The sequence below is a fragment of the Mycobacterium sp. SMC-18 genome (assembly GCF_045310895.1).
Taxonomy (GTDB): Bacteria; Actinomycetota; Actinomycetes; order Mycobacteriales; family Mycobacteriaceae; genus Mycobacterium.
Window position 1 is genome coordinate 216,780 of record NZ_JBJIAL010000002.1, and the last position, 19,708, is coordinate 236,487.

Genomic DNA, 19,708 nt, shown 5'->3' on the forward strand with positions numbered 1-19,708 from the left:
ATCGGAATGGTCCGGAATAACATTGGTGAAAGTCGTGCTTTGGGGAGGGTGTACGGTCTAACTGAAGCGCTTGGCGCGAGACCGATACGGTTCAGTGACCGTTAACGCAATAGTTATGCGGGGCCGAACGGGTTAAGCTGTATCGGACTGCCGACGGTGCTCCGGATTTCGTGTTGAGCGCGGGCCGCAAGGGATGGGAGGTGACATCGGGTGCCGAACATCGATCCCGATGACGTCACCGAATACATCGCCCTGCCCGCAGTCGACCCCGGAATGGAGCGCGCCGGTGCGGCCGCCGCCGCCCGGCGGCGCGAGTTGGACATCAGCCAGCGCAGCCTTGCGGCCGACGGCATCATCAACGCCGGAGCGCTGATCTCATTCGAAAAGGGCCGCAGCTGGCCGCGGGAACGAACGCGCCTGCGTCTCGAAGAGGTGTTGCAGTGGCCGCCGGGAACCATCGCCCGGATCCGCAGCGGCGAGCCGGTCCCGACGACGCAGGTGCCGTTGGCGCCTCAGGCACAAGCTGCCCCAGCCCCGCCGTTGACCAACGCGGGCGAGGTTCCGCTGATCGCGCAGGCCGTCGTCGCCGCGGTGAACACGTTGGGAGCCACGGCCGACGCCCTGCCGGCGATCGAGGATTCTGAATTCACGCCGTGGGTCACGCAGATTCTGTCCGACCTGCGGCAACTCGAGGCCGTCGCCGCCAGCGCCGCCCGGCTCGGCCCGGTGTCGCCGCCGCTGATCAAGGCGTTGGGACTGGTGCGCGCCCGCATCGACGAACTGACGTTGCTCGGCGCGAAAGCGCCCACCGCGACGCTCGGGCAGCGGCTGTATGCAGCGCGCCGCAGTGCCAACCTGACCATTCAGGAGACGGCCCTGGCCGCCGGGGTTCCCGAGTCCGTCGTGGTCGGTGCCGAGGCCGAAGCGGCGGTGTCGGACCACGACAAAGAGCTGGTCGAAAAGCTGCTCGTGCAGCTGGTGTAGCCGCCGCGAGCGTCAGGAACGGTCGCGGTGCCGATCGTCACCGGTCGGGAAGTTCGCCGCCAGCGCGGCTGCGATCTCGATGAATTTGCGCCGCGTCGCCGGCGCCATTTCCCGGGTGCCGGCGATGACGCCGCCCGGCCGCAGGTGCGCATCGAACGGTACCTCGACGACGGCCTGCCCCTGCCCGGCGAACTGCTGGGCCAGGACCGAGCGGGTGCGTTTGTCGGCGTGGCCGTCGGAATCGTTGAGTACCACCACAGTTCGCTGCAGGAGACCATTGAGGCCGTGTGCCGCCAGCCAGTCGAGCGTCTGCCCGGCCGCGCCGGCACCGTCGACCCAGGGCGACGACACCACGATGAGCGCATCCAGATCCCGCAGCACCTCCTGCGTGACAGGGCTGTCCATCGTGGAGCTGCAGTCGATGATCGAGATGGTGAAATGGCGGTCCAGCCGCGAGGCGGCCTCGCGGTAGACGGCGGGATCCAGCACCCGGCGGCGGGCCGGGCTCGCCTCACCGGCCAGCACGAACAGCCCGGCGGCATTGCTGCCGACCCGGTTGCGGATGTCGGCGAAACTCTCCAGGTGCTGGTCGGACGCCAACTCCCAGTACGAGCTCAGGGCCTTGGGGTCGACGCGACTGCCGAGCTTGCCGAACGCGGTGTCGGCATCGACGGCCACTACCCGATCGTCCTGCCGGAGCTCGGCGAACAGCGACCCGATCGAGGCCGACACCGTCGTCTTGCCGACGCCGCCCTTGCCCATCACGCCGACCTTGTAGTGACCCGACAGCGCCGACCGGATCCGGTTGATCTGCTGTGCTTCCTGGATCTCGTCGGGTGACGGACCGAGGTTTACCAGCCCGAACGTCGCCTTGAACAGCGTCTTGCGCCAGCCGCGACCGGGCTCGGGCTTGCGGGTCCGGAGCAGGTCGTCGCGGCGGATGGCGTCGGCGTACGACCCGGGTGGCGTGAACTGACCCTGAGGACCGTGCGGCCAGGGTTGGTGCGGGTGCGGTCCCGGCTGCATCGGACCCGGCGGTACGGGACCGGGCTGCGGTGGGTAGCCGGTCCTGCGCTGCAGCGGTTCGGTGTGCTGCATGCCGGTGTTGCCGGCCGGATTTACCCGTGGCCAGGCCGGCGGCGTGTTCACGGGATGGCCGGCGAAAGCGCTTTCCGGGGGGTTGTGCTGCGGTTCGAAGTGGTCAGTCACCGAATACGCGCTTTCTCTCCTCGGTTCGCTCGACGCAGGTGCCAAGACGCAGATGCCATCCCAGTATCGACCACGCCGGCGCCGCCGGCGGGATGGCTGGGCCCAATTTCGTCGGCGCCCGTTCGGCCGACGGTCTGGGCCCCTTGGCTGCGGTGCTGCTGATTGGGTTGTCCACCAACGTTTTTCGCTGCGTGTCGACCGCGTCGACTGAGTGCGCGCCGTCGGTGAATTGGTGCGGATCCGGCGGCGGACCCGCTGGTAGGCTCGATGCGGGTTGTGGGGAAGCGCTGTGGGGGTGGTGTGGGGCCGCCCGCGCAGGTCAGATGCCGTGACTCGCGTAGGAGTTTGGCCATCGGCCTGCCGTCCGTCAGGTGGCGTACCAAGATGGTCACGGAGGACAGCGATGCCCGGCGCCTGGCGCCGGGAACAGGGGGTGGAGCGAGATGCAGCGGGTGGACACATGCGCCGGGCGTGATGCCGGGACGTCTGGGTCGGCTATGGCGCCGGGACGGTTGTCGTGACCGGCCCGTACACCGCGGCCAGCACCGCCTCGGGCGGCATCGACGACGTCATCGCGGTCGAGGTCACCATCGACGGCATGCTGGTCATCGCCGACAAGCTCGAGCTCATGGATTTCCCGATAAGCCTCGGCATCCGGCCGAACATTCCCCAGCTGGACCTTCGGGACCGGGTCTGGGAACAGGTGCGGCGGGATCTGACGGCGCAGGGCGTCCTCGACATCTACGGGAACCCGCATCCGGAAGTCGCCGCGATGGTCGACACCCTCAGCCGCGCCGACCGCACCATCGAGGGCCGCTGGTGGCGCCGCGACGTCGGCGGGAAGATGCTGCGGTTCGTGGTCTGTCGCAAGGGCGAACGCCATGTCGTCGCGGCCCGCGACGGCGAGATGATCGTCATCCAGCGGGTCGCCCCGCAGGTGGGCCTGGCCGGCATGGTGAATGCCGTGCTCGGCTCCGCCAACCCCGCCAACGTCGAGCCTCTGACCGCGTCGACCAGCCGGCTCAGTGACGCCCGCACCCCCGACCAGCTCACCCAGTTCGGCATCAGCCTGAGCTCGGCGCGGACCTATTCCGAACTCATCGCCAATCCCGACTCATGGGTCGAGCTCACCGCCAACGAGCGGCACGAGGGCGGTACGCACAGTGAGGCCGACGTGGCCGCCGGCGTTCTCGACTCCCGGCTGGGCCGCATCGTGTCCCTGCCGCGCAAGGTCAGCGGGGAGCTGTACGGCAGCTTCCTGGCGGGCACCGACGAGAACCTCGAACGCGCCCTGCAAGGGCTGTTGGAGTTCCTGCCGTCGCGGTCCTGGTTCGACACGGCCTCGGCGGGCGCCGCCGGCGACGATTACCAGGACTGACGTTGGCGGCCCACCATGATGACGGGTTCGATGACGAGCCGTCGGGCGACGATCCGGACGACGGCTCGGACGATGATCTCGGCGGCGCACTCGACTACCTCTACGCCGACGACGACGTCGTCCCTCCCGACGCCGGGGTCATCGAGGACGATGCGCCGTCCGCCGATGACGCGCCTGTCCCGTTCGGGTACACGGTCACCAACCCGCCGCAGACGGTGACCGTCACGGCCCTCATGGACGGCCGGATCCACCGCATCCGACTCGCTCCGGGCGTCACCAACATGACGGAAGTCGAACTGGCGGACGAGATCCTCGTCATCGCCGGACTCGCTCGCCAGGACGGCAGGTCGGCGCAATACGACGTCATGTACTCGGGACTGCGGGAACTGGGTCACGACCGCGCAGAGGCGAAGGATTTCCTGTCGCGCAGTCTCGACCTGCCGTCGCCGGAAGAGGCCGCCGCGACGCGTGCCCAGATCTTTGCCACCAGATATTCAGGGGAAGTAGACGCCAATGAGTGACCAACTCGCCGCCATGTTCAACAACGCCGTCGGCATGCTGGACACCGCACCGGCGCGTTCGATGCAGCTGTTCAGTGAGATCACGTCTGTCGACGAGACTGCGTGTGACGCCTGGATCGGGCGCATTCGCTGCGGCGACACCGATCGGACCACGTTGTTCCGCGCTTGGTACTCACGCGGCAACCTCGGCATGCTCGCCGGCCAGGCCGAGGTGTCGCTGGCGCAGGTCAACGCCCGGGTGCGTATCGGCGGCGAGCTCGGCGACATCACCTATCCCGTGAACTCGCCCCTCGCGCTGACGCTGGCGTTCGCCGTCAACGAGGCGGCCGAGGGCAATTACGCCGACGCGCTGGAAGCCGTGGAGGGCGCGGCGGTCGGCGGTTCGGAGCATTTGGTGGCGTGGGTAAAGGCCGTCATCTACACCGGCGGTCAGCGCTGGACCGATGTCATGGAGGTGCTCCGGGGTTCGGAGAGCTGGCCGGACGCCTTCCTGACCGGTGCCGCCGGCGTGGCCCGTGGCGTCGCGGCAGCCAACCTCGGCCTGTTCACCGAGGCCAAGGACAAGCTGACCGAAGCCAATGAATCGCCGGCCGGAACGGCGTGCGGCCGGCCCATCGCGTGGTACCTGGCAATGACGTTCCGCGAGCAGGGCAACGAAGAGGGTGCCCGTCGCCTGCTGGAATGGCTGCAGGCCAACTTCCCCGAGCCGAAAGTCGCTGAGGCGCTTCGCGATCCGAACTACCGGCTGCAGACCACCACGACAGAGAAGATCGCCGCTCGGTCGGACAAGTGGGATCCGAACAGCGTCGTGGCCGACACCTCGGCGCGCGACAAGATGCTCAGTGACGCGCAGGCCGAACTCGACCGGCAGATCGGCCTGGCCAAGGTCAAGGAGCAGATCGAGACCTACCGCGCCGCAACGCAAATGGCGAAGATCCGGGCCGCGCGTGGCATGAAGGTCGCGCAGCAGTCCAAGCACATGATCTTCACCGGACCGCCGGGAACCGGCAAGACGACCATCGCGCGCGTGGTCGCCAACATCCTCGCCGGTCTCGGGGTCATCGCCGAGCCCAAGCTCATCGAGACGTCCCGCAAGGACTTCGTCGGCGAGTACCTCGGCCATACCGCCGTGAAGACGTCCAAGGTCATCGACCGGGCCCTTGGCGGCGTGCTGTTCATCGACGAGGCCTACACGCTGATCCAGGACGGACTGCAGGGCGGTGACGCCTTCGGCTCGGAAGCCATCGACACCCTGCTGGCCCGTATGGAGAACGACCGCGACCGGCTGGTCGTCATCATCGCGGGCTACAGCTCGGACATCGACCGGCTGCTGGAAGCCAACGACGGTCTCCGCTCCCGCTTCGCCACCCGTATCGAGTTCGAGTCCTACTCCCCCGAGGAGATCGTCGAAATCGCGAAAGTCATTGCCAAGAGCAATGATTCGCTGATCAACGACGAAGCGGCCAAGCAGGTGCTGGAAGCGGCGACCACGCTGTACCAGCACGAGCTGAACGGCAAGCCGGCCATCGACATCGCGGGTAACGGCCGCTATGCGCGCCAGCTGGTCGAGGCCGGTGAGCAGGCCCGCGACATGCGCCTCGCCCGCTCGATGGACATCGAGAGCCTGAGCGTCGAAGCGCTCGGCGAGATCACCGGCGACGACATGGCTTCCGCGATCAGCGGGGTGCATCGGCGCCTGAGTATCGGCGAATAACCGATGGCTGATTTCCGGCTCACCACCAAGGTTCAGGTCAGCGGCTGGCGCTTCCTGCTCCGCCGCGTCGAGCACGCCATCGTGCGGCGCGACACCCGGATGTTCGACGACCCGCTGCAGTTCTACAGCCGGTCGGTGTCCGCAGGCATCGTCGTCGCGGTCATTGTCTGTCTCGGTGCGGCGATGCTGGCGTACTTCAAACCGCAAGGTAAGCGCGGCGGGGACTCGCTGCTCGTCGACCGCAGCACGAACCAGCTGTATGTGGTGATGCCCGGGGGCTCGGGGCAGATCCGTCCGGTCTACAACCTGACGTCGGCGCGGCTGGTTCTCGGCCACACCGGTGAGCCGCAGGTCGTCAAGCCTGCGGAACTGTCCAAGATGCCGAAGGGCCAACCCATCGGCATCCCCGGTGCGCCCTACGCGACGCCGGTGAACGGCACGTCGGGCACCTGGTCGGTGTGCGACACCGTCACCAAGCCCGAGAGCGTCACCCCGACCGTCGAGACCTCGGTGCTCGTCGAACCCGTCGTTCTGGGCGGCGGCGTCGGCCCCATCCGGCCAGATCAGGGCGTGCTGGTCAAGTACCAGGACAAGACCTGGCTCATCACCAAGGACGGACGGCATTCGATCGACCTGGCCGACCGCGCGCTGACCTCTGCCGTGGGAATTCCGGTCGGTTCGAAGTCGGCGCCCATCTCGTCCGGCCTGTTCAACGCGCTGCCGAACGTCGGCCCCTGGGCCCTGGCCCCGATCCCGGCCGCGGGCGCGCCCAACACCGTCGGCCTGCCGCCGAACCTGGTGAACGGCACGGTGTTCCAGACCGTCACCGACAACAGCAAGCAGCAGTACGTGGTGCTGCCGGACGGCGTCGCGAAGGTCAACGACACCACGGCGGCCGCGCTGCGCGCCACGAACTCGTACGGGCTGATCTCGCCGCCGTCGGTGGAATCCAGCGTCGTCGCCAAAATCCCCGAGCAGACCTATACGTCACCGCTGCCGGCGAAGCCCATGACCATGCTGCTGCCGCAGGACGATCCGACGGTGTGCTGGGCGTGGCAGCGCGAAGCCGGTGACCAGGGTGCCAAGACCACGGTGATCGTCGGTCGGCACCTGCCGATCTCGCCGAGCTCGATGGGCAACGGCATCAAGCAGATCAGCGGTGACGCCACCGTCTACATCGACGGCGGTCAGTTCATCCGGCTGCAGTCGCCAGACCCGCGGTACGGCGAGGCCCAGTACTACGTCGACGCCCAGGGCGTCCGATACGGGATAGCCAACGACGACACTGCGAAGGCCCTCGGCCTCAGCGGCGCCACCACGGCACCGTGGCAGGTGGTCGGTCTGCTGATGGAAGGCCCGGTCCTGTCGAAGGAGGCGGCGTTGCTCGAACACGACACGCTGCCGGCTGATCCGAAACCGCGGAAGGTGGGCGGCAGCAACGAGGCCGCGGCGCCGCCGCATCCGGGAGGTGCGTCATGACGACCAAGAAGTTCACCCCGTCGATGAAGCGCGGTCCGCGCCTGACCCCGGGTGAGATCAACGTGACGCCGCCCGACGACCTGGGCATTGAGATCCCCGCGTCGGGCATGCAGAAGGCGATGCCGTACGTCATGGGCGGCGGCATGCTCGGAATGATCGCGATCATGATCTTCACCGGCGTCCGTCAGCTGTCGCCGTACATGCTGATGATGCCGCTGATGATGATCATGGGCACTGTCGGCTACATGGCCAGCGGCGGTGGCGGCGGCAAGAAGGTGCCGGAGATCAACGAGGACCGCAAGGAGTATCTGCGGTACCTGGCCGGCCTGCGGACCCGCGTCACGTCGTCGGCCGACGCGCAGGTGACGTTCTTCAGCTACCACGCACCGCATCCCGAGGACCTGCTGTCCATCGTGGGCACGCAGCGGCAGTGGTCGCGCAGTGTCAGCGGCAACAACGCCGACTTCTTCATGGGTGCCCGCATCGGCATCGGCGCCCAGGCGGCGGTCGACCGGTTGCTCAAGCCGAACATCGGGTCGGACCTCGCGGGCCCGATGGCCGCACCGCAGGCTCATCTGGAGCCGGTCAGCCACATGTGGGTGACCAAGTTCCTGCGCACCCACGGTCTAGTGCACGACTGCCCGAAGCTGGTGATCCTCAAGAGCTACCCGACCATCGCCATCGGTGGTGATCCGGAAGGGTCGCGGGGTCTGCTCGCCGCCATGATCTGCCACCTGGCGGTCTTCCATCCGCCGGACCTGCTGCAGATCCGGGTCCTGATGGACGATCTCGACGATCCCGACTGGGCGTGGCTCAAGTGGCTGCCCCACGTGCAGAGCCAGACCGAGTTCGACGACGCCGGGCCCAGGCGCCTGGTGTTCACCAAGCCGGACGGGCTGGCGGACCTGACGGCGCGCGGTCCGCACAGTGCCGACGCGCCCCCGTCGGGCCCATATGTTCTGGTGGTCGATCTGACGGGCGGCAAGGCCGGCTTCCCGGTCGACGGTCGCGCCGGCGTCACCGTCATCACCAAGGGCAACCACCGGTCGGGCTATCGCATCAAGGTCAATCCCGACGGCTCGTGCGAGGACCGCACGGCGTCCCAGCCATGGCGTGAGGTGACCACCGTGACCGACTCGGTGACCCCGACGTCGGCCGGCCGGTTGGCGCGCAAGCTCGCGGGCTGGTCCATCACCGGCACGATCATCGACAAGGGCACCCGCGTACAGAAGAAGGTGTCGAGCGAGTGGCACCACCTGGTCGGCGCGCGCTCGGTCGAGGAGGTGACGCCGCGGCGGTGGCGGATGTACTCGGATACGGATCAGGACCGGTTGCGCATCCCGTTCGGCCACCAGCTCAAGAATGGCGAGATCATGTATCTCGACATCAAGGAGGGCGCCGAATTCGGTGCCGGTCCGCACGGCATGCTGATCGGTACGACGGGTTCCGGTAAGTCGGAATTCCTTCGTACCCTGATCCTTTCACTGGTGGCGACGCATCATCCGGATCAGATCAACCTGCTGCTGACCGACTTCAAGGGCGGTTCGACATTCCTGGGTATGGAGAAGCTGCCGCACACCGCGGCTGTCGTCACCAACATGGAAGAGGAAGCCGAACTCGTCGGCCGTATGGGTGAGGTGCTCACCGGTGAGCTGGACCGCCGGCAGAACATCCTGCGTCAGGCCGGTATGCAGGTCGGCGCGGCCGGTGCGCTGTCGGGCGTCGCCGAGTACGAGAAGTACCGCGAGCGTGGGGCCGATCTGCCGCCGCTACCAACGCTTTTCGTCGTCGTCGACGAGTTCGCGGAGTTGCTGCAGAACCACCCGGACTTCATCGCGTTGTTCGACCGTATCTGTCGCGTGGGCCGGTCGCTGCGTGTGCACCTGCTGTTGGCGACGCAGTCACTGAACACCGGTGGCGCCCGCATCGACAAACTGGAGCCGAACCTGACGTACCGAATCGCGTTGCGTACCACGAGCTCCGCCGAATCCAAGGCGGTGATCGGTACGCCCGAGGCGCAGTACATCACCAACAAGGAGAGCGGCGTCGGCTTCCTCCGTGTCGGTATGGAGGATCCGGTCAAGTTCAAGAGCATCTACACCGGCGGCACCTATGTGCCGACGGCGGCGGAGAACGACGAAGGTGACGACGCGCCACGAGTGGTGGCGCAGAACAACTTCCGGATTCGGCCGTTCACCGCTGCGCCGATGGCAGATTCGGGAGTCGGACGATGACGAACACCGAACAGCGCGCGTTGCGCGAAGTGGTGCTGAACCAGCTGACGACCGGCGAGAGCCGGGCGTACAAGATGTGGCTGCCGCCGCTGCTGGATCCGATGCCGGTCAACGAGCTGGTGGAGCGCGACCAGCGGGCCCCGCTGCGCTTCGGTCTGGGCATCATGGACGAACCGCGTCGCCACAAGCAGGAAGTGTGGGGCATCGACACGTCGGCGGCCGGTGGCAATATCGCGGTCGGCGGAGCGCCGCAGACCGGGAAGTCGACGTTCCTGCAGACACTGGTGCTGTCGGCGGCCGCGACCCACTCCCCCAGACAGGTGCAGTTCTACTGCGTCGACCTCGGTGGTGGTGGCCTCATGTACCTCGAGGATCTGCCGCACGTCGGTGGCGTCGCCACCCGTTCCGAACCGGACCGAGTACAGCGTGTCGTCGCGGAAATGAAAGCCGTTCTGCGGCAACGTGAATTGACTTTCAAAGAGCTCCGTATCGGGTCGATTGCCAGTTACCGGCAGTTGCGTGAAGATCCGAATCACCCTGCGTCGCAGGATCCGTTCGGTGACGTCTACCTGATCATCGACGGCTGGCCGGCCTTCATCGGTGAGTTCCCGGACCTGGAGCCCGTGGTCCAGGACCTTGCCGGTCAGGGCCTGGCGTTCGGAGTGCACGTCATCATCTCGACGCCGCGCTGGACGGAACTGAAATCCCGTGTCCGTGACTACCTGGGCACGAAGGTCGAATTCCGCCTCGGTGACGTCAACGAGACGCAGATCGACCGCATCACCCGCGAGATTCCGGCGAACCGCCCCGGCCGGGCGGTGTCGATGGAGAAGCACCACCTGATGATCGGCGTGCCCCGGATGGACGGGGTGCACAGCGCAGCCGACCTCGTGCCGGCCATCACCGCTGCCGTCGACCACATCGCGTCGCTGCACACCGACATGGCACCGCGCGTGCGCGTGCTGCCCGAGCGCATCTACCTGCACGAACTCGACCCGAATCCGCCCGGACCGGAGAACGACTACCGCACCCGGTGGACGGTGCCGGTGGGCGTGCGCGAATCCGACCTCTCGGTGGCGTACAACCACATGTACAACACGCCGCACCAGCTCATCTTCGGTGCGCCGAAGTCGGGCAAGACCACCATTGCGCACGCAGTGGCGGAGGCGATCTGCAAGCGCAACAGCCCCGATCAGGTGCGGTTCATGCTCGCCGACTTCCGGTCTGGCCTGCTCGACGCGGTGCCCGAGACACACCTGCTCGCGGCTGGTGCCATCAACCGCAACATCGCTGCACTGGAAGAGTCCATCAAGGCGCTGGCGGTGAACCTGAAGAAGCGGCTGCCGCCACCGGACCTGACGACGTCCCAGCTTCGCTCACGGTCGTGGTGGAGCGGTCCGGACGTGGTGCTGCTGGTCGATGACTGGCACATGATCGTCGCCGCCAGCGGTATGGGGTCGCCGATGGCGCCATTGGCGCCGCTATTGCCCGCCGCTGCCGATATCGGTCTGCACATCATCGTGACATGTCAGATGAGTCAGGCGCACCGGTCCACGATGGACAAGTTCGTCGGTACCGCTTATGGCGCCGGAACGCCGACGATGTTCCTGTCGGGCGAGAAAGCGGAGTTCCCGTCGAGCGAGTTCAAACTCCGTCGTAGGCCCCCTGGCCAGGCGCTTCTGGTGTCACCGGACGGTAAGGAGGTCATCCAGGCGGCCTATGTTGATCCTCCGGCGGAATAAGTGTAGGTGACCCCCCAAAACCCTCGGTAGTATCAGTTTCAGACGTTCAGCAACGCTAAACGCCCGCTGATCGGCCTAGGGGGAACGGGGGTTCCGTGGGGGATCTTCAATTCTTATCTGTGCCGTTCGCACAATTCCATACCGCGATCTTGAATTGGTAAGGAGAAAAGAAATGCAGCCTTTGCAACATGAAGAGGGCGCGATCGGCGTCGGCACGCAGGTTGTCGCCAACGGAGCGCGTGGCGTTGCGACCGGCACCGCCACCATGACGGAGGCCAGCACCCTGGTCCCGGCCGGTGCAGACGAAGTGTCGCTGCAGGCCGCCATGGCATTCGCCGTCGAAGGCGTCGAGGTCATGGGCATCAACGCCTTCGCCCAGGAAGAGCTGGCGCGTGCCGGCGCGGCGTACGTCGAGGCGGGCGCCATGTATGAGGCCACCGACGTGGCTACGTCAGCGACCCTGATCTAGCCACCGCGTACGACGAGCCCACAAAGAGCCTGAGGACAGCACATCATGGGGCTTCCCGCCATGCCGGCGATGTTCTACGGAGCATTCCCGCCGGAGATGAACACCGGCCGACTCATGGCCGGTGCAGGCCCTGCGCCGATGCTGCAAGCAGCTGCAGGGTGGGAAGCGTTGGCCGTTGCGCTGGAGACGCAGGCGGTGGAGCTTGCCGCCAGCTTGGCGGAGCTGAGCGCGAACTGGTCCGGCATGGGCAGTGAACGGGCCGTCACGGCAACCACGCCGATGGTGACGTGGCTACACACCACTGCTGTGCAGGCACAGAAGCGCGCGATGCAGGCATTGGCACAGGCGGAGTCATACAGCTTGGCCTTGGCCACCACTCCGCAGCTGCCGGAAATCGAGATGAACCACGTCACGCACGGTGTACTCGAGGCCACGAATTTCCTGGGTATCAATACGGTGCCCATCGGCTTCAACGAGGCGGACTACGCGCGCATGTGGGCGTTGGCGGGCTCGGTGATGGAGACGTATCAGGCCGAGACCACCATGAACACGTTGTTCGAACCCATTCTGCCGCCAAAGCCCATCGTGATACCTGGAGTCGGCGAGGCGACGGAAGCGGCGATTGTCGCGCGAACCGCGATGGGGGTATCCGAGGCAGTGGCGCGCAATTTGGTCATTTCGCAGGTGGCCAGCCAGGCGGCAATCGAAGACGCGGCGCTGATGGTCGGAAATGCTGCGGCGCAGGCGAATTTCGCGGGACAGCGGGCCCAGGGCCAGGCGTCCAAGGCCGAATCGGCCGCGCAGCGTGCCAGCGAGCAACAGGACAAAGGCCAGCAGGGCGCGCAAATGATGATGCAGGTGGTCTCGCAGGTCGGTTCGCAGGCCGCGCAGCTGCCGCAGCAGCTCGGCCAGCTCATCACGCAGCCGGTTCAGCAGTTGAGCCAGCCGATGCAACAGATGACGCAGATTTTCAGTCAGCTGGGAAGCAGCTTCGGACAGAACAACGGGCCGCAGATCGGCCTCATGGGCGCCAGCCCCTTCTCCAATCACCCGCTGGCGGGTGGTTCGGGCGCGACATCGGGTGCGGGCTTGGTTCGCGCCGCGTCACTGCCGGGCATGGGCGGTTCGGCCCCGCGGACGCCGCTGATGGCCTCGCTGGTCGGTGGCGTCGATAACGCCTCGACCGCTTCGTTGGAGGCCGGCGCGGCAGCGGGTTCTTCCGGCGCCGGAAAGGCGCCGGTGAGCAGTGCCGGCGGTGCCGGGGCCGGAATGGGTCCCGCCGGCAAAGCAGAGAAAGGCGGGGGGACGAGGGAGGCCCTCAAGGCACCCGGGGTTCTGGTACAGGACCTCGACGACGATGACGACGACTGGTGAGTCGTCGCTTAACACACAGGCTTTCCGGCCCAGGGGGGTCGGCAAGGACTCGCCATTCCCGTGGTGAGGACACAGGAAACAGAAAAGGTGATCCAGCATGACGAGCATGAATACAGATGCCGAAGTCCTCGCCTCAGAGGCAGCGAACTTCGATCGCATCGCGGGCGAGCTGACCGGCGTCAAGACCCACGTCGACGCGGTGGCAGGCCAGCTCGCGACGCACATGAAGACACCCGAGGCGGGCATGGCGGCCCAGGCTGCATTGACTCGCTTCGACGAGGCCATGACGCAGCAGCTGAAGGAACTGGCTGACATCTCTACCAACATCCAGACTGCCGGCGTGCAGTACACCGCGGCCGATGCCGACGCCGGGTCGTCGCTGTCGAGCCAGATGCAGATCTAGCCAGACCAACCACTACGTACAACGACTCAGAAGCGGAGAAGACAAATGGCACAGGACTGGAATTTCGCCGGCATCGAGGGCAGCGCTGGCGACTTGGCCGGCGCCGTGAGCACGACACAGGGCTTGCTGGACGAGGGCAAGGCCTCGTTGGCGAAGCTGGCTTCCGTGTGGGGCGGCTCGGGTTCGGAGGCCTACCAGGCCGTCCAGCAGCGGTGGGACAACACCGCGATGGAGCTCAACAACGCGCTGCAGAGCCTCGGGCATGCCGTCAGCGAGGCCGGTGGCCAGATGCAGTCGACCGAGCACGGCGTCACCGGAATGTTCGGCTAGGCGATCCACGCGACGCAACACAGGAGGTGGGCAGGTCGGCGTAGGGTCGACTCTGCCCACCTCATGTGCGTTCCCGGTGTAATCCACACACAATCGAGAGGTACTCATGTCCGCCGACTATGACCGGCTTTTCAACAACTCGCCGGGCCAGGCCGACAACGAGGAAGCCACGCGAACCGTCGACCATGCGACCCTTGCTGCCGCCGCGCAGATGTCTGCCTCCGCGGCCGCTGCCTCGGCTGCAGGGGCCGAATCGCCGTCGGGCCCGCCCGTTGCCGGCCAGCCACAGCAGCCGCCGGGCATGGTCCCGCCGCCGCGGCCGTCTGAAGTGACGACTCAAATGCCGCCTACGCCACCGCAATTCATGCAGAACGGCCTGATGCGCTCGCCGCAGGGCGCGCCGATGGCCGGCGCGCAGTACGAGCAGCCGCAGCACGCCCCGATGATGATGCCGCCCCCACCGCGGCACATGCAGCCGCCGCCACAGCACTACGCCATGGATCCCCAGGCCGACATGCAGTGGACCGAGCAGCACATGCCGGACCAGACGTCGGCCGCCACCATCGGCGACCACCGCGCCATCGACGCGCTGTCTCACGTCGGCGTGCGGGCCGGGGTGAAGATGCCGTCGCAGCGTGGTTGGCGCCACGTGCTGTACCTGCTCACGCGGATCAACCTGGGCCTGTCGCCCGACGAACTGTACGAGTTGGACCTCTACACCCGGATCCGACGTAATGCCCGCGACTCGTACCAGATCGGTGTGCTCGGGCTGAAGGGCGGCGTCGGCAAGACGGCTGTCACGGTCACTCTGGGATCTGTCATGGCGAAAGTCCGCGGTGACCGAATCCTGGCTGTCGACGCCGATCCGGACGGTGGCAACCTGGCCGACCGGGCCGGCCGGCAGTCGGCCGCGACCATCTCGGATCTGTTGTCCGACAAGGAACTTGCGCGCTACAACGACATCCGCGCGTACACCAGCATGAATGCCTCCAACCTCGAGGTGCTGTCGTCGGCCGAGTACAGCGTCGCGCGCCGCGACTTCAACGAAGAGGACTGGTCGGCCGCGGTCAAGATCGTCTCGCAGTACTACAACCTGGTGCTCGCCGACTGCGGCGCGGGTTTGTTCCACCAGGCATCGCGAGCCGTGTTGTCGACCGTGTCCGGTCTGGTGATCGTCGCTAGCGCCTCGATCGACGGTGCCCGCCAGGCAGCGGTGACCATGGACTGGTTGCGCCAGAACGGATATCAGGATCTGCTGGGCCGGGCGTGTGTGGTCATCAACCACGTGACACCGGGCAAGACCAACATCGACGTCGACGACCTGGTGCAGCAGTTCGAGCGGCACGTGCCGGCCGGCCGCGTCGTCGTACTGCCGTGGGACAAGCACATCGCCGCCGGTTCCGACATCCAGTTCGACCTGTTGGGCAAGACCTACCAGCGGCGCATCACCGAACTCGCCGCGGCGCTGTCCGACGACTTCGACAGGCTCGAGCGCCGGTGACCGCATCGGCCGGCCCCGCAACCGCCGCGCCCACCGCGGCAGCTGACAATCCGACAAGGCAGTCGACCACCCGGGTCACCATCCTGACGGGTCGACGCATGACCGATCTGGTCCTGCCGGCGTCGACGCCGATCGAGACCTACATCGACGAGACGGTCAACGTCCTCGCCGATCTGCTCGACGACACCCCGGCCGATGTGTTGGCCGGGTTCGACTTCAAGGCCCAGGGCGTCTGGGCGTTCGCGCGCCCGGGGTCGCCGCCGTTGAAGTCCACCGAGTCGCTCGACGACGCCGGGGTCGTCGACGGTGCCCTGCTGACCTTGGTGTCGGTGAGTCGGACCGAACGCTACCGGCCGCTGGTCGAGGACGTCATCGACGCCATGGCGGTGCTCGAAGAGTCCCCAGAGTTCGACGGCGCCGCGCTGAAACGGCTTGTCGGACTGGCCATCCCAGTCGCGACGCTCGCAGTTGCTGGTGCGTCGTTGTGGTCGTGGTCGCAGTCCGGCCACGGTTGGTGGTGGCCGGTCGCGCTCGGCCTGCTGGGCGCGCTGGTGTTGGGCGGCAGCTTCGTTGCCAAGAGCCGCTACGACAACGTCGATCTGTCCGAGAGTCTTCTCGTGGCCTCGTTGCCGCTGTTGGGTGGCGCGGCCGCATTGGCGGTTCCGCTCCCTCGGGGCATCAACGACATGGGTGCGCCGCAGCTCGCCGGGGCGGCGGCGGTGATTCTGATCGTCGTGCTGGCGACCCGCGGCGGGCCGCGCAAACGTGCTGCGGTGGCAGCTTTCCTGGCGGTCATCGCGGCCGCGGTGACCGGCGCCGCCATCGCTTACGGATATGGCGGAGCTTCGTGGGTTCCCGCCGGTGCCATCGCCCTCGGACTGATCGTCGTGACCAACGCGGCGAAGCTCACGGTCGCGGTGGCGCGGATCGCGCTGCCGCCGATCCCGGCCCCGGGTGAGGTGATCGCGAACGAGGAACTGCTGGATCCGGTTGCCGCGCACAGCAATGTCATCGACGAAGAGTCGGCGACATGGCGCGCGATCATCGATTCGGTGCCTGATTCCGCGGCCCGCCTGACAGAACGCAGCACGCTGGCACGACAGCTGTTGATCGGCTTCCTGAGCGCCGGTGTCACGGTGCTGACCTACGGTGCCATCGCGATCGTGGTGCAGGGACACTTCTTCGTGCACTCGCTGATCGTCGCGGGACTGGTGACGGTCGTCTGCGGCTTCCGGTCGCGGCTCTACGCAGAACGGTGGTGCGGCTGGGCACTGTTGGCGGCGACGGTGGCCATCCCGACCGGGGTGATGATCAAGTTGGTCTCGTGGGATGCCGACAGCGCCTGGCTGGTGATAGTGCTGTACGTCGCCCTTGCGCTGGTGGCGCTGATCACCGTCGGTGCGACGGACGGCGTCGGCCGCGTCTCGCCGGTGACGAAGAGGATCTTGGAGCTGACCGATGGAGCGGCGATTGCCGCGGTGATTCCGTTGCTGCTGTGGATCGCCGGGGTCTACGACAACATCCGGAACATCCGGTTCTGACGGGTCTTTCGGCCGCGCCCGGAGCGCGATACCGCTGCAGGACCGACATGTTGGCGCCCGTACCGTGTCTTGAGTAGTCAATTTTTAGGGAGACCACGATATGTCCGAAAATCACGAGGCCGGCCCGGCGAGTGAGCAGCCGCCGACGGCCGGTGATCTCGAGGAGAAGACCCAGTTCGTCGATCGGTCGGCGTTCCAGTCGCCGAGCGCAGCCTTGCCGGGGACGGGCGACCAGACCCAGGTCGTTCCCTCGACCGCAGCCGCCCCCGAGACGGGTGACCAGACTCAGGTCGTTCCGCCGACCGTCGCGGCCCCGCAGTGGCAGCCGCCGCAGCCTCCCGCCGCGCCGAACCCTTACGGCCAGCAGGTGCCGCCCGCGGCCCCGCAGTGGCAGCCGCCGCAGCCGGGCTATCAGCCGCCGCAGTCGCAGTTCGGCCAGCCCGGAGCACCGGTGCCACCGCAGCCTGAGCAGCCGTGGAACCCCGCGGGTGCGCCCGTGCCGCCGCCGCCCCCGCCCGGGTTCGGCGCTCCGACCTACGGTGCCCCCGGGTTCGGCGCTCCGGGTTTCGGCGCTCCGATCCCGCCGGGATTTGGTCCGGGCGGCGCCCAGCCTGGTTTCGGCGCGCCCCAACCCGGTGGCTACCCCGGCCCGGGTGCACCGCAGTTCGGCGGGCCGGCCGGTCCGCAGCAGACGCCGGTCGACATGGCCAAGTCGCTGCTCACCAAGGGTGATTCGTTCATCTTCCGGTTGATGACGCGCGGTGTCCGCGGCGAACTGATTCAGCAGCCGTGGTTCCAGAACATGCGGAACAACCCGCAGGGTTCCAACCAGTTCGTCTATCTCGGCTATGGCGGAGCGGTGCTGATCGGGCTGTTCCTCAGCCTGTTCGGTGGCATCGGTTCGCTCATCGCCAGTGTGGTCTGGCTCGGGTTGGCCTACTGCTTCCTGGCCCTCGGCACGAAGCTGGCAGCCCAGTTCGTGGCCTACGGGATTTGTGGTGTGGGTGCGGCCGCCAGCCTGCTGGGTCTGTTGATCGGCATCATCGGCCTGGCGGGAGTGAGCAGCAGCCCCTACATCAGCGGTAGCCTCACGGCAATGTTGATACTGGCTGTGGTGATCAACGGTGTCATCGCAGTTGTGCTGGGCTACATCGGAATTCAGGTCCACAAGGGTATTCAGAAGATCGCTGCCGGTCAGTTCTGACAGCCCGACCGATGAACGGTGCACCCTGACATCGGGGTGCACCGTTCGCTGTTCTGAAGCTGCCGGCAGGCCATAGTCTGAATCGAACGTCAGGGGGCACGATGACAGGCGGTTTCGGATTGCGGGTGATACGCGGAACGGCGCTGCGACGTTCGGTGGCGGTATGCGTGGTGACGCTGCTCGCCGGCTGTGCGCCGACCGTCGCCGGCACCGCGGTCTCGCCTGTCAACGACCCCTTCCACGTCGCCGACCTCCCGGCCAAGGATGGCCCGAGTGGGTTGCGCGACAACGCGCCCGCAGCGGTCGGCAAGGTGCAGAACACCAACAACAGCGACGTCGACCGGCTGGCGTTGCAGGCGATCAATGACATCGCCGAGTACTGGCAACACGACTACAGCGCATCGGGTTTGAAGGGCTCATTCAAACCGATCGAGAAATTCCTGTCGTATGACGCCCGCGATCGGAGCAGTCCGGAGGCGTGCGGCGAGGACACCGCCGGCCTGGTGAATGCCTTCTACTGCCCCAGCGAGAAGCTGATGGCGTGGGACCGCGGCATCATGGTGCCGACCGGGCGAAAGTACTTCGGCGACGTCTCAGTCGCGGGTCTGATCGGGCATGAATACGGCCACGCGATCCAGTACATGGCGAAACTGGTGACCCGCAGTACGCCGGTCATCGTCCGTGAACAGCAGGCCGACTGCTTCGCCGGCGCGTATCTGCACTATGTCGCGGCCGGTGATTCCAAGCGGTTCATGATGAGCACCGGTGACGGCCTCAACCATGTGCTCGCCGGATTGATCACCGTCCGGGATCCCACGCTGGGGCCGCACGACGACGACATGCTCACCGACGGCCACGGCACCGCGCTGGACCGGGTCAGCGCGTTCCAGCAGGGCTTCACCGTCGGGCCGCAGGCCTGCGCGGCCATCGATCTGAACGACATCAAGCAGCGCCGCAAGGGTCTGCCGATGGAGCTCGAAGATGAGCCGATGGACGACGATCACCGGTCCGCAGACCTGGCGATCGACAAGGACACGATCGGCACTCTGGTCGAGTTGCTCGGGGTGATCTACTCCCCGAAGCAGCCGCCGAAGTTGACCTACGAGCCGGCGAAATGTGATATCTCACAGGGTGATTCGCCTGCCTCGTACTGTCCGTCGACGAACACGATCTCGGTGAACCTGCCTACCCTGCAACAGATCGGCACACCGGCCGACATGGCCGAAAAGACGCTCATCCAGGGTGACAACACGGCGTTCTCGATCATCGTGTCGAGGTACATGATGGCGCTCGAGAACCAGCGTGGCGTCAAGCTGGACAATCCGACAGCCGCGCTACGCACGGCCTGCCTGACTGCGCAGGCCCAGCGCCAGATGGCCAAGCCGCATGACCTGCCCAGTGGTGCCAGCCTGCAGTTGACCGCAGGTGACCTGGACAAGGCCGTCGCCGGGCTGCTCACCAACGGTTACGTGGCCACGGCGGTCGACGGGCAGGGTGTTCCGGCGGCATTCACCCGGATCGCGGCGTTCCGGGCGGGGCTGGCCACCGACGACGAGGGCTGCTACAAGCGCTACCAGTGAGGAGAGTGCATTCGTGAGCTCCGTCCCGCCGCTGATCGTGACGCT

The 19,708-nt window shown here is 66.7% G+C and carries 16 protein-coding genes; 15 read left to right on the top strand and 1 reads right to left on the bottom strand.

The features are described 5' to 3' along the window. The first annotated feature begins 210 nt into the window (after positions 1-210). Complete coding sequence (locus ACJH6J_RS02665) at positions 211-984, top strand: transcriptional regulator (RefSeq protein WP_371824502.1); 774 nt, start codon at positions 211-213, stop codon at positions 982-984. A 12-nt stretch (positions 985-996) separates the two neighbouring features. Here ACJH6J_RS02665 and ACJH6J_RS02670 read toward each other — a convergent pair whose 3' ends face one another. After that, entirely contained in the window at positions 997-2,193 is a 1,197-nt protein-coding gene (locus ACJH6J_RS02670; protein ID WP_212807843.1) for a MinD/ParA family protein, read from the bottom strand. A gap of 517 nt (positions 2,194-2,710) precedes the next feature. Here ACJH6J_RS02670 and ACJH6J_RS02675 point away from each other — a divergent pair. The 14 genes from ACJH6J_RS02675 (at position 2,711) to ACJH6J_RS02740 (ending at position 19,663) form a co-directional block, all read left to right on the top strand. Then, the gene (locus tag ACJH6J_RS02675) at positions 2,711-3,571 is read left to right on the top strand and encodes an ESX secretion-associated protein EspG (RefSeq protein WP_212807844.1); all 861 of its coding nucleotides are present in this window, start codon (positions 2,711-2,713) and stop codon (positions 3,569-3,571) included. Between the two features lie 2 nt (positions 3,572-3,573). After that, positions 3,574-4,092 carry a YbaB/EbfC family DNA-binding protein gene (locus tag ACJH6J_RS02680; RefSeq protein ID WP_212807845.1) on the top strand — a complete coding sequence of 173 codons (519 nt, stop codon included), beginning with the start codon at positions 3,574-3,576 and terminating at the stop codon, positions 4,090-4,092. Then, on the top strand, positions 4,085-5,806 hold the full coding sequence (eccA, locus tag ACJH6J_RS02685) for a type VII secretion AAA-ATPase EccA (RefSeq protein WP_406803482.1): 1,722 nt from the start codon (positions 4,085-4,087) through the stop codon (positions 5,804-5,806). Before ACJH6J_RS02680 ends, eccA begins: the two co-directional genes overlap by 8 nt. 3 nt (positions 5,807-5,809) lie before the next feature. Then, positions 5,810-7,285: a type VII secretion protein EccB gene (gene eccB / locus ACJH6J_RS02690; protein ID WP_212807847.1), complete on the top strand. Its 1,476-nt coding sequence runs from the start codon at positions 5,810-5,812 to the stop codon at positions 7,283-7,285. Continuing rightward, positions 7,282-9,519, top strand: a complete 2,238-nt coding sequence (eccCa, locus tag ACJH6J_RS02695) for a type VII secretion protein EccCa (protein WP_133425723.1) — start codon at positions 7,282-7,284, stop codon at positions 9,517-9,519. The genes eccB and eccCa overlap by 4 nt, the downstream gene beginning before the upstream one ends. After that, positions 9,516-11,261 carry a type VII secretion protein EccCb gene (gene eccCb, locus ACJH6J_RS02700; protein WP_212807848.1) on the top strand — a complete coding sequence of 582 codons (1,746 nt, stop codon included), beginning with the start codon at positions 9,516-9,518 and terminating at the stop codon, positions 11,259-11,261. The genes eccCa and eccCb overlap by 4 nt, the downstream gene beginning before the upstream one ends. A 172-nt stretch (positions 11,262-11,433) precedes the next feature. Continuing rightward, positions 11,434-11,730 carry a PE family protein gene (locus tag ACJH6J_RS02705; RefSeq protein WP_212807849.1) on the top strand — a complete coding sequence of 99 codons (297 nt, stop codon included), beginning with the start codon at positions 11,434-11,436 and terminating at the stop codon, positions 11,728-11,730. Between the two features lie 45 nt (positions 11,731-11,775). Further along, a complete protein-coding gene (locus ACJH6J_RS02710; RefSeq protein ID WP_212807850.1) occupies positions 11,776-13,104 on the top strand; it encodes a PPE family protein in 1,329 nt (442 codons plus the stop codon). A 97-nt stretch (positions 13,105-13,201) separates the two neighbouring features. Beyond that, positions 13,202-13,507 carry a WXG100 family type VII secretion target gene (locus tag ACJH6J_RS02715; protein ID WP_212807851.1) on the top strand — a complete coding sequence of 102 codons (306 nt, stop codon included), beginning with the start codon at positions 13,202-13,204 and terminating at the stop codon, positions 13,505-13,507. 45 nt (positions 13,508-13,552) lie between these two features. Then, entirely contained in the window at positions 13,553-13,837 is a 285-nt protein-coding gene (locus tag ACJH6J_RS02720) for a WXG100 family type VII secretion target (protein WP_212807852.1), read from the top strand. Positions 13,838-13,943: 106 nt separating this feature from the next. Then, entirely contained in the window at positions 13,944-15,338 is a 1,395-nt protein-coding gene (locus ACJH6J_RS02725; protein WP_020099962.1) for a MinD/ParA family protein, read from the top strand. Beyond that, positions 15,335-16,879, top strand: a complete 1,545-nt coding sequence (gene eccD / locus ACJH6J_RS02730) for a type VII secretion integral membrane protein EccD (protein ID WP_212807853.1) — start codon at positions 15,335-15,337, stop codon at positions 16,877-16,879. Before ACJH6J_RS02725 ends, eccD begins: the two co-directional genes overlap by 4 nt. Before the next feature lie 100 nt (positions 16,880-16,979). Then, positions 16,980-18,083 (top strand): hypothetical protein, encoded by a 1,104-nt coding sequence (locus tag ACJH6J_RS02735; protein ID WP_212807854.1) that lies wholly within the window; start codon positions 16,980-16,982, stop codon positions 18,081-18,083. A gap of 101 nt (positions 18,084-18,184) precedes the next feature. Then, entirely contained in the window at positions 18,185-19,663 is a 1,479-nt protein-coding gene (locus tag ACJH6J_RS02740; protein WP_212807855.1) for a neutral zinc metallopeptidase, read from the top strand. Positions 19,664-19,708 lie beyond the last annotated feature (45 nt).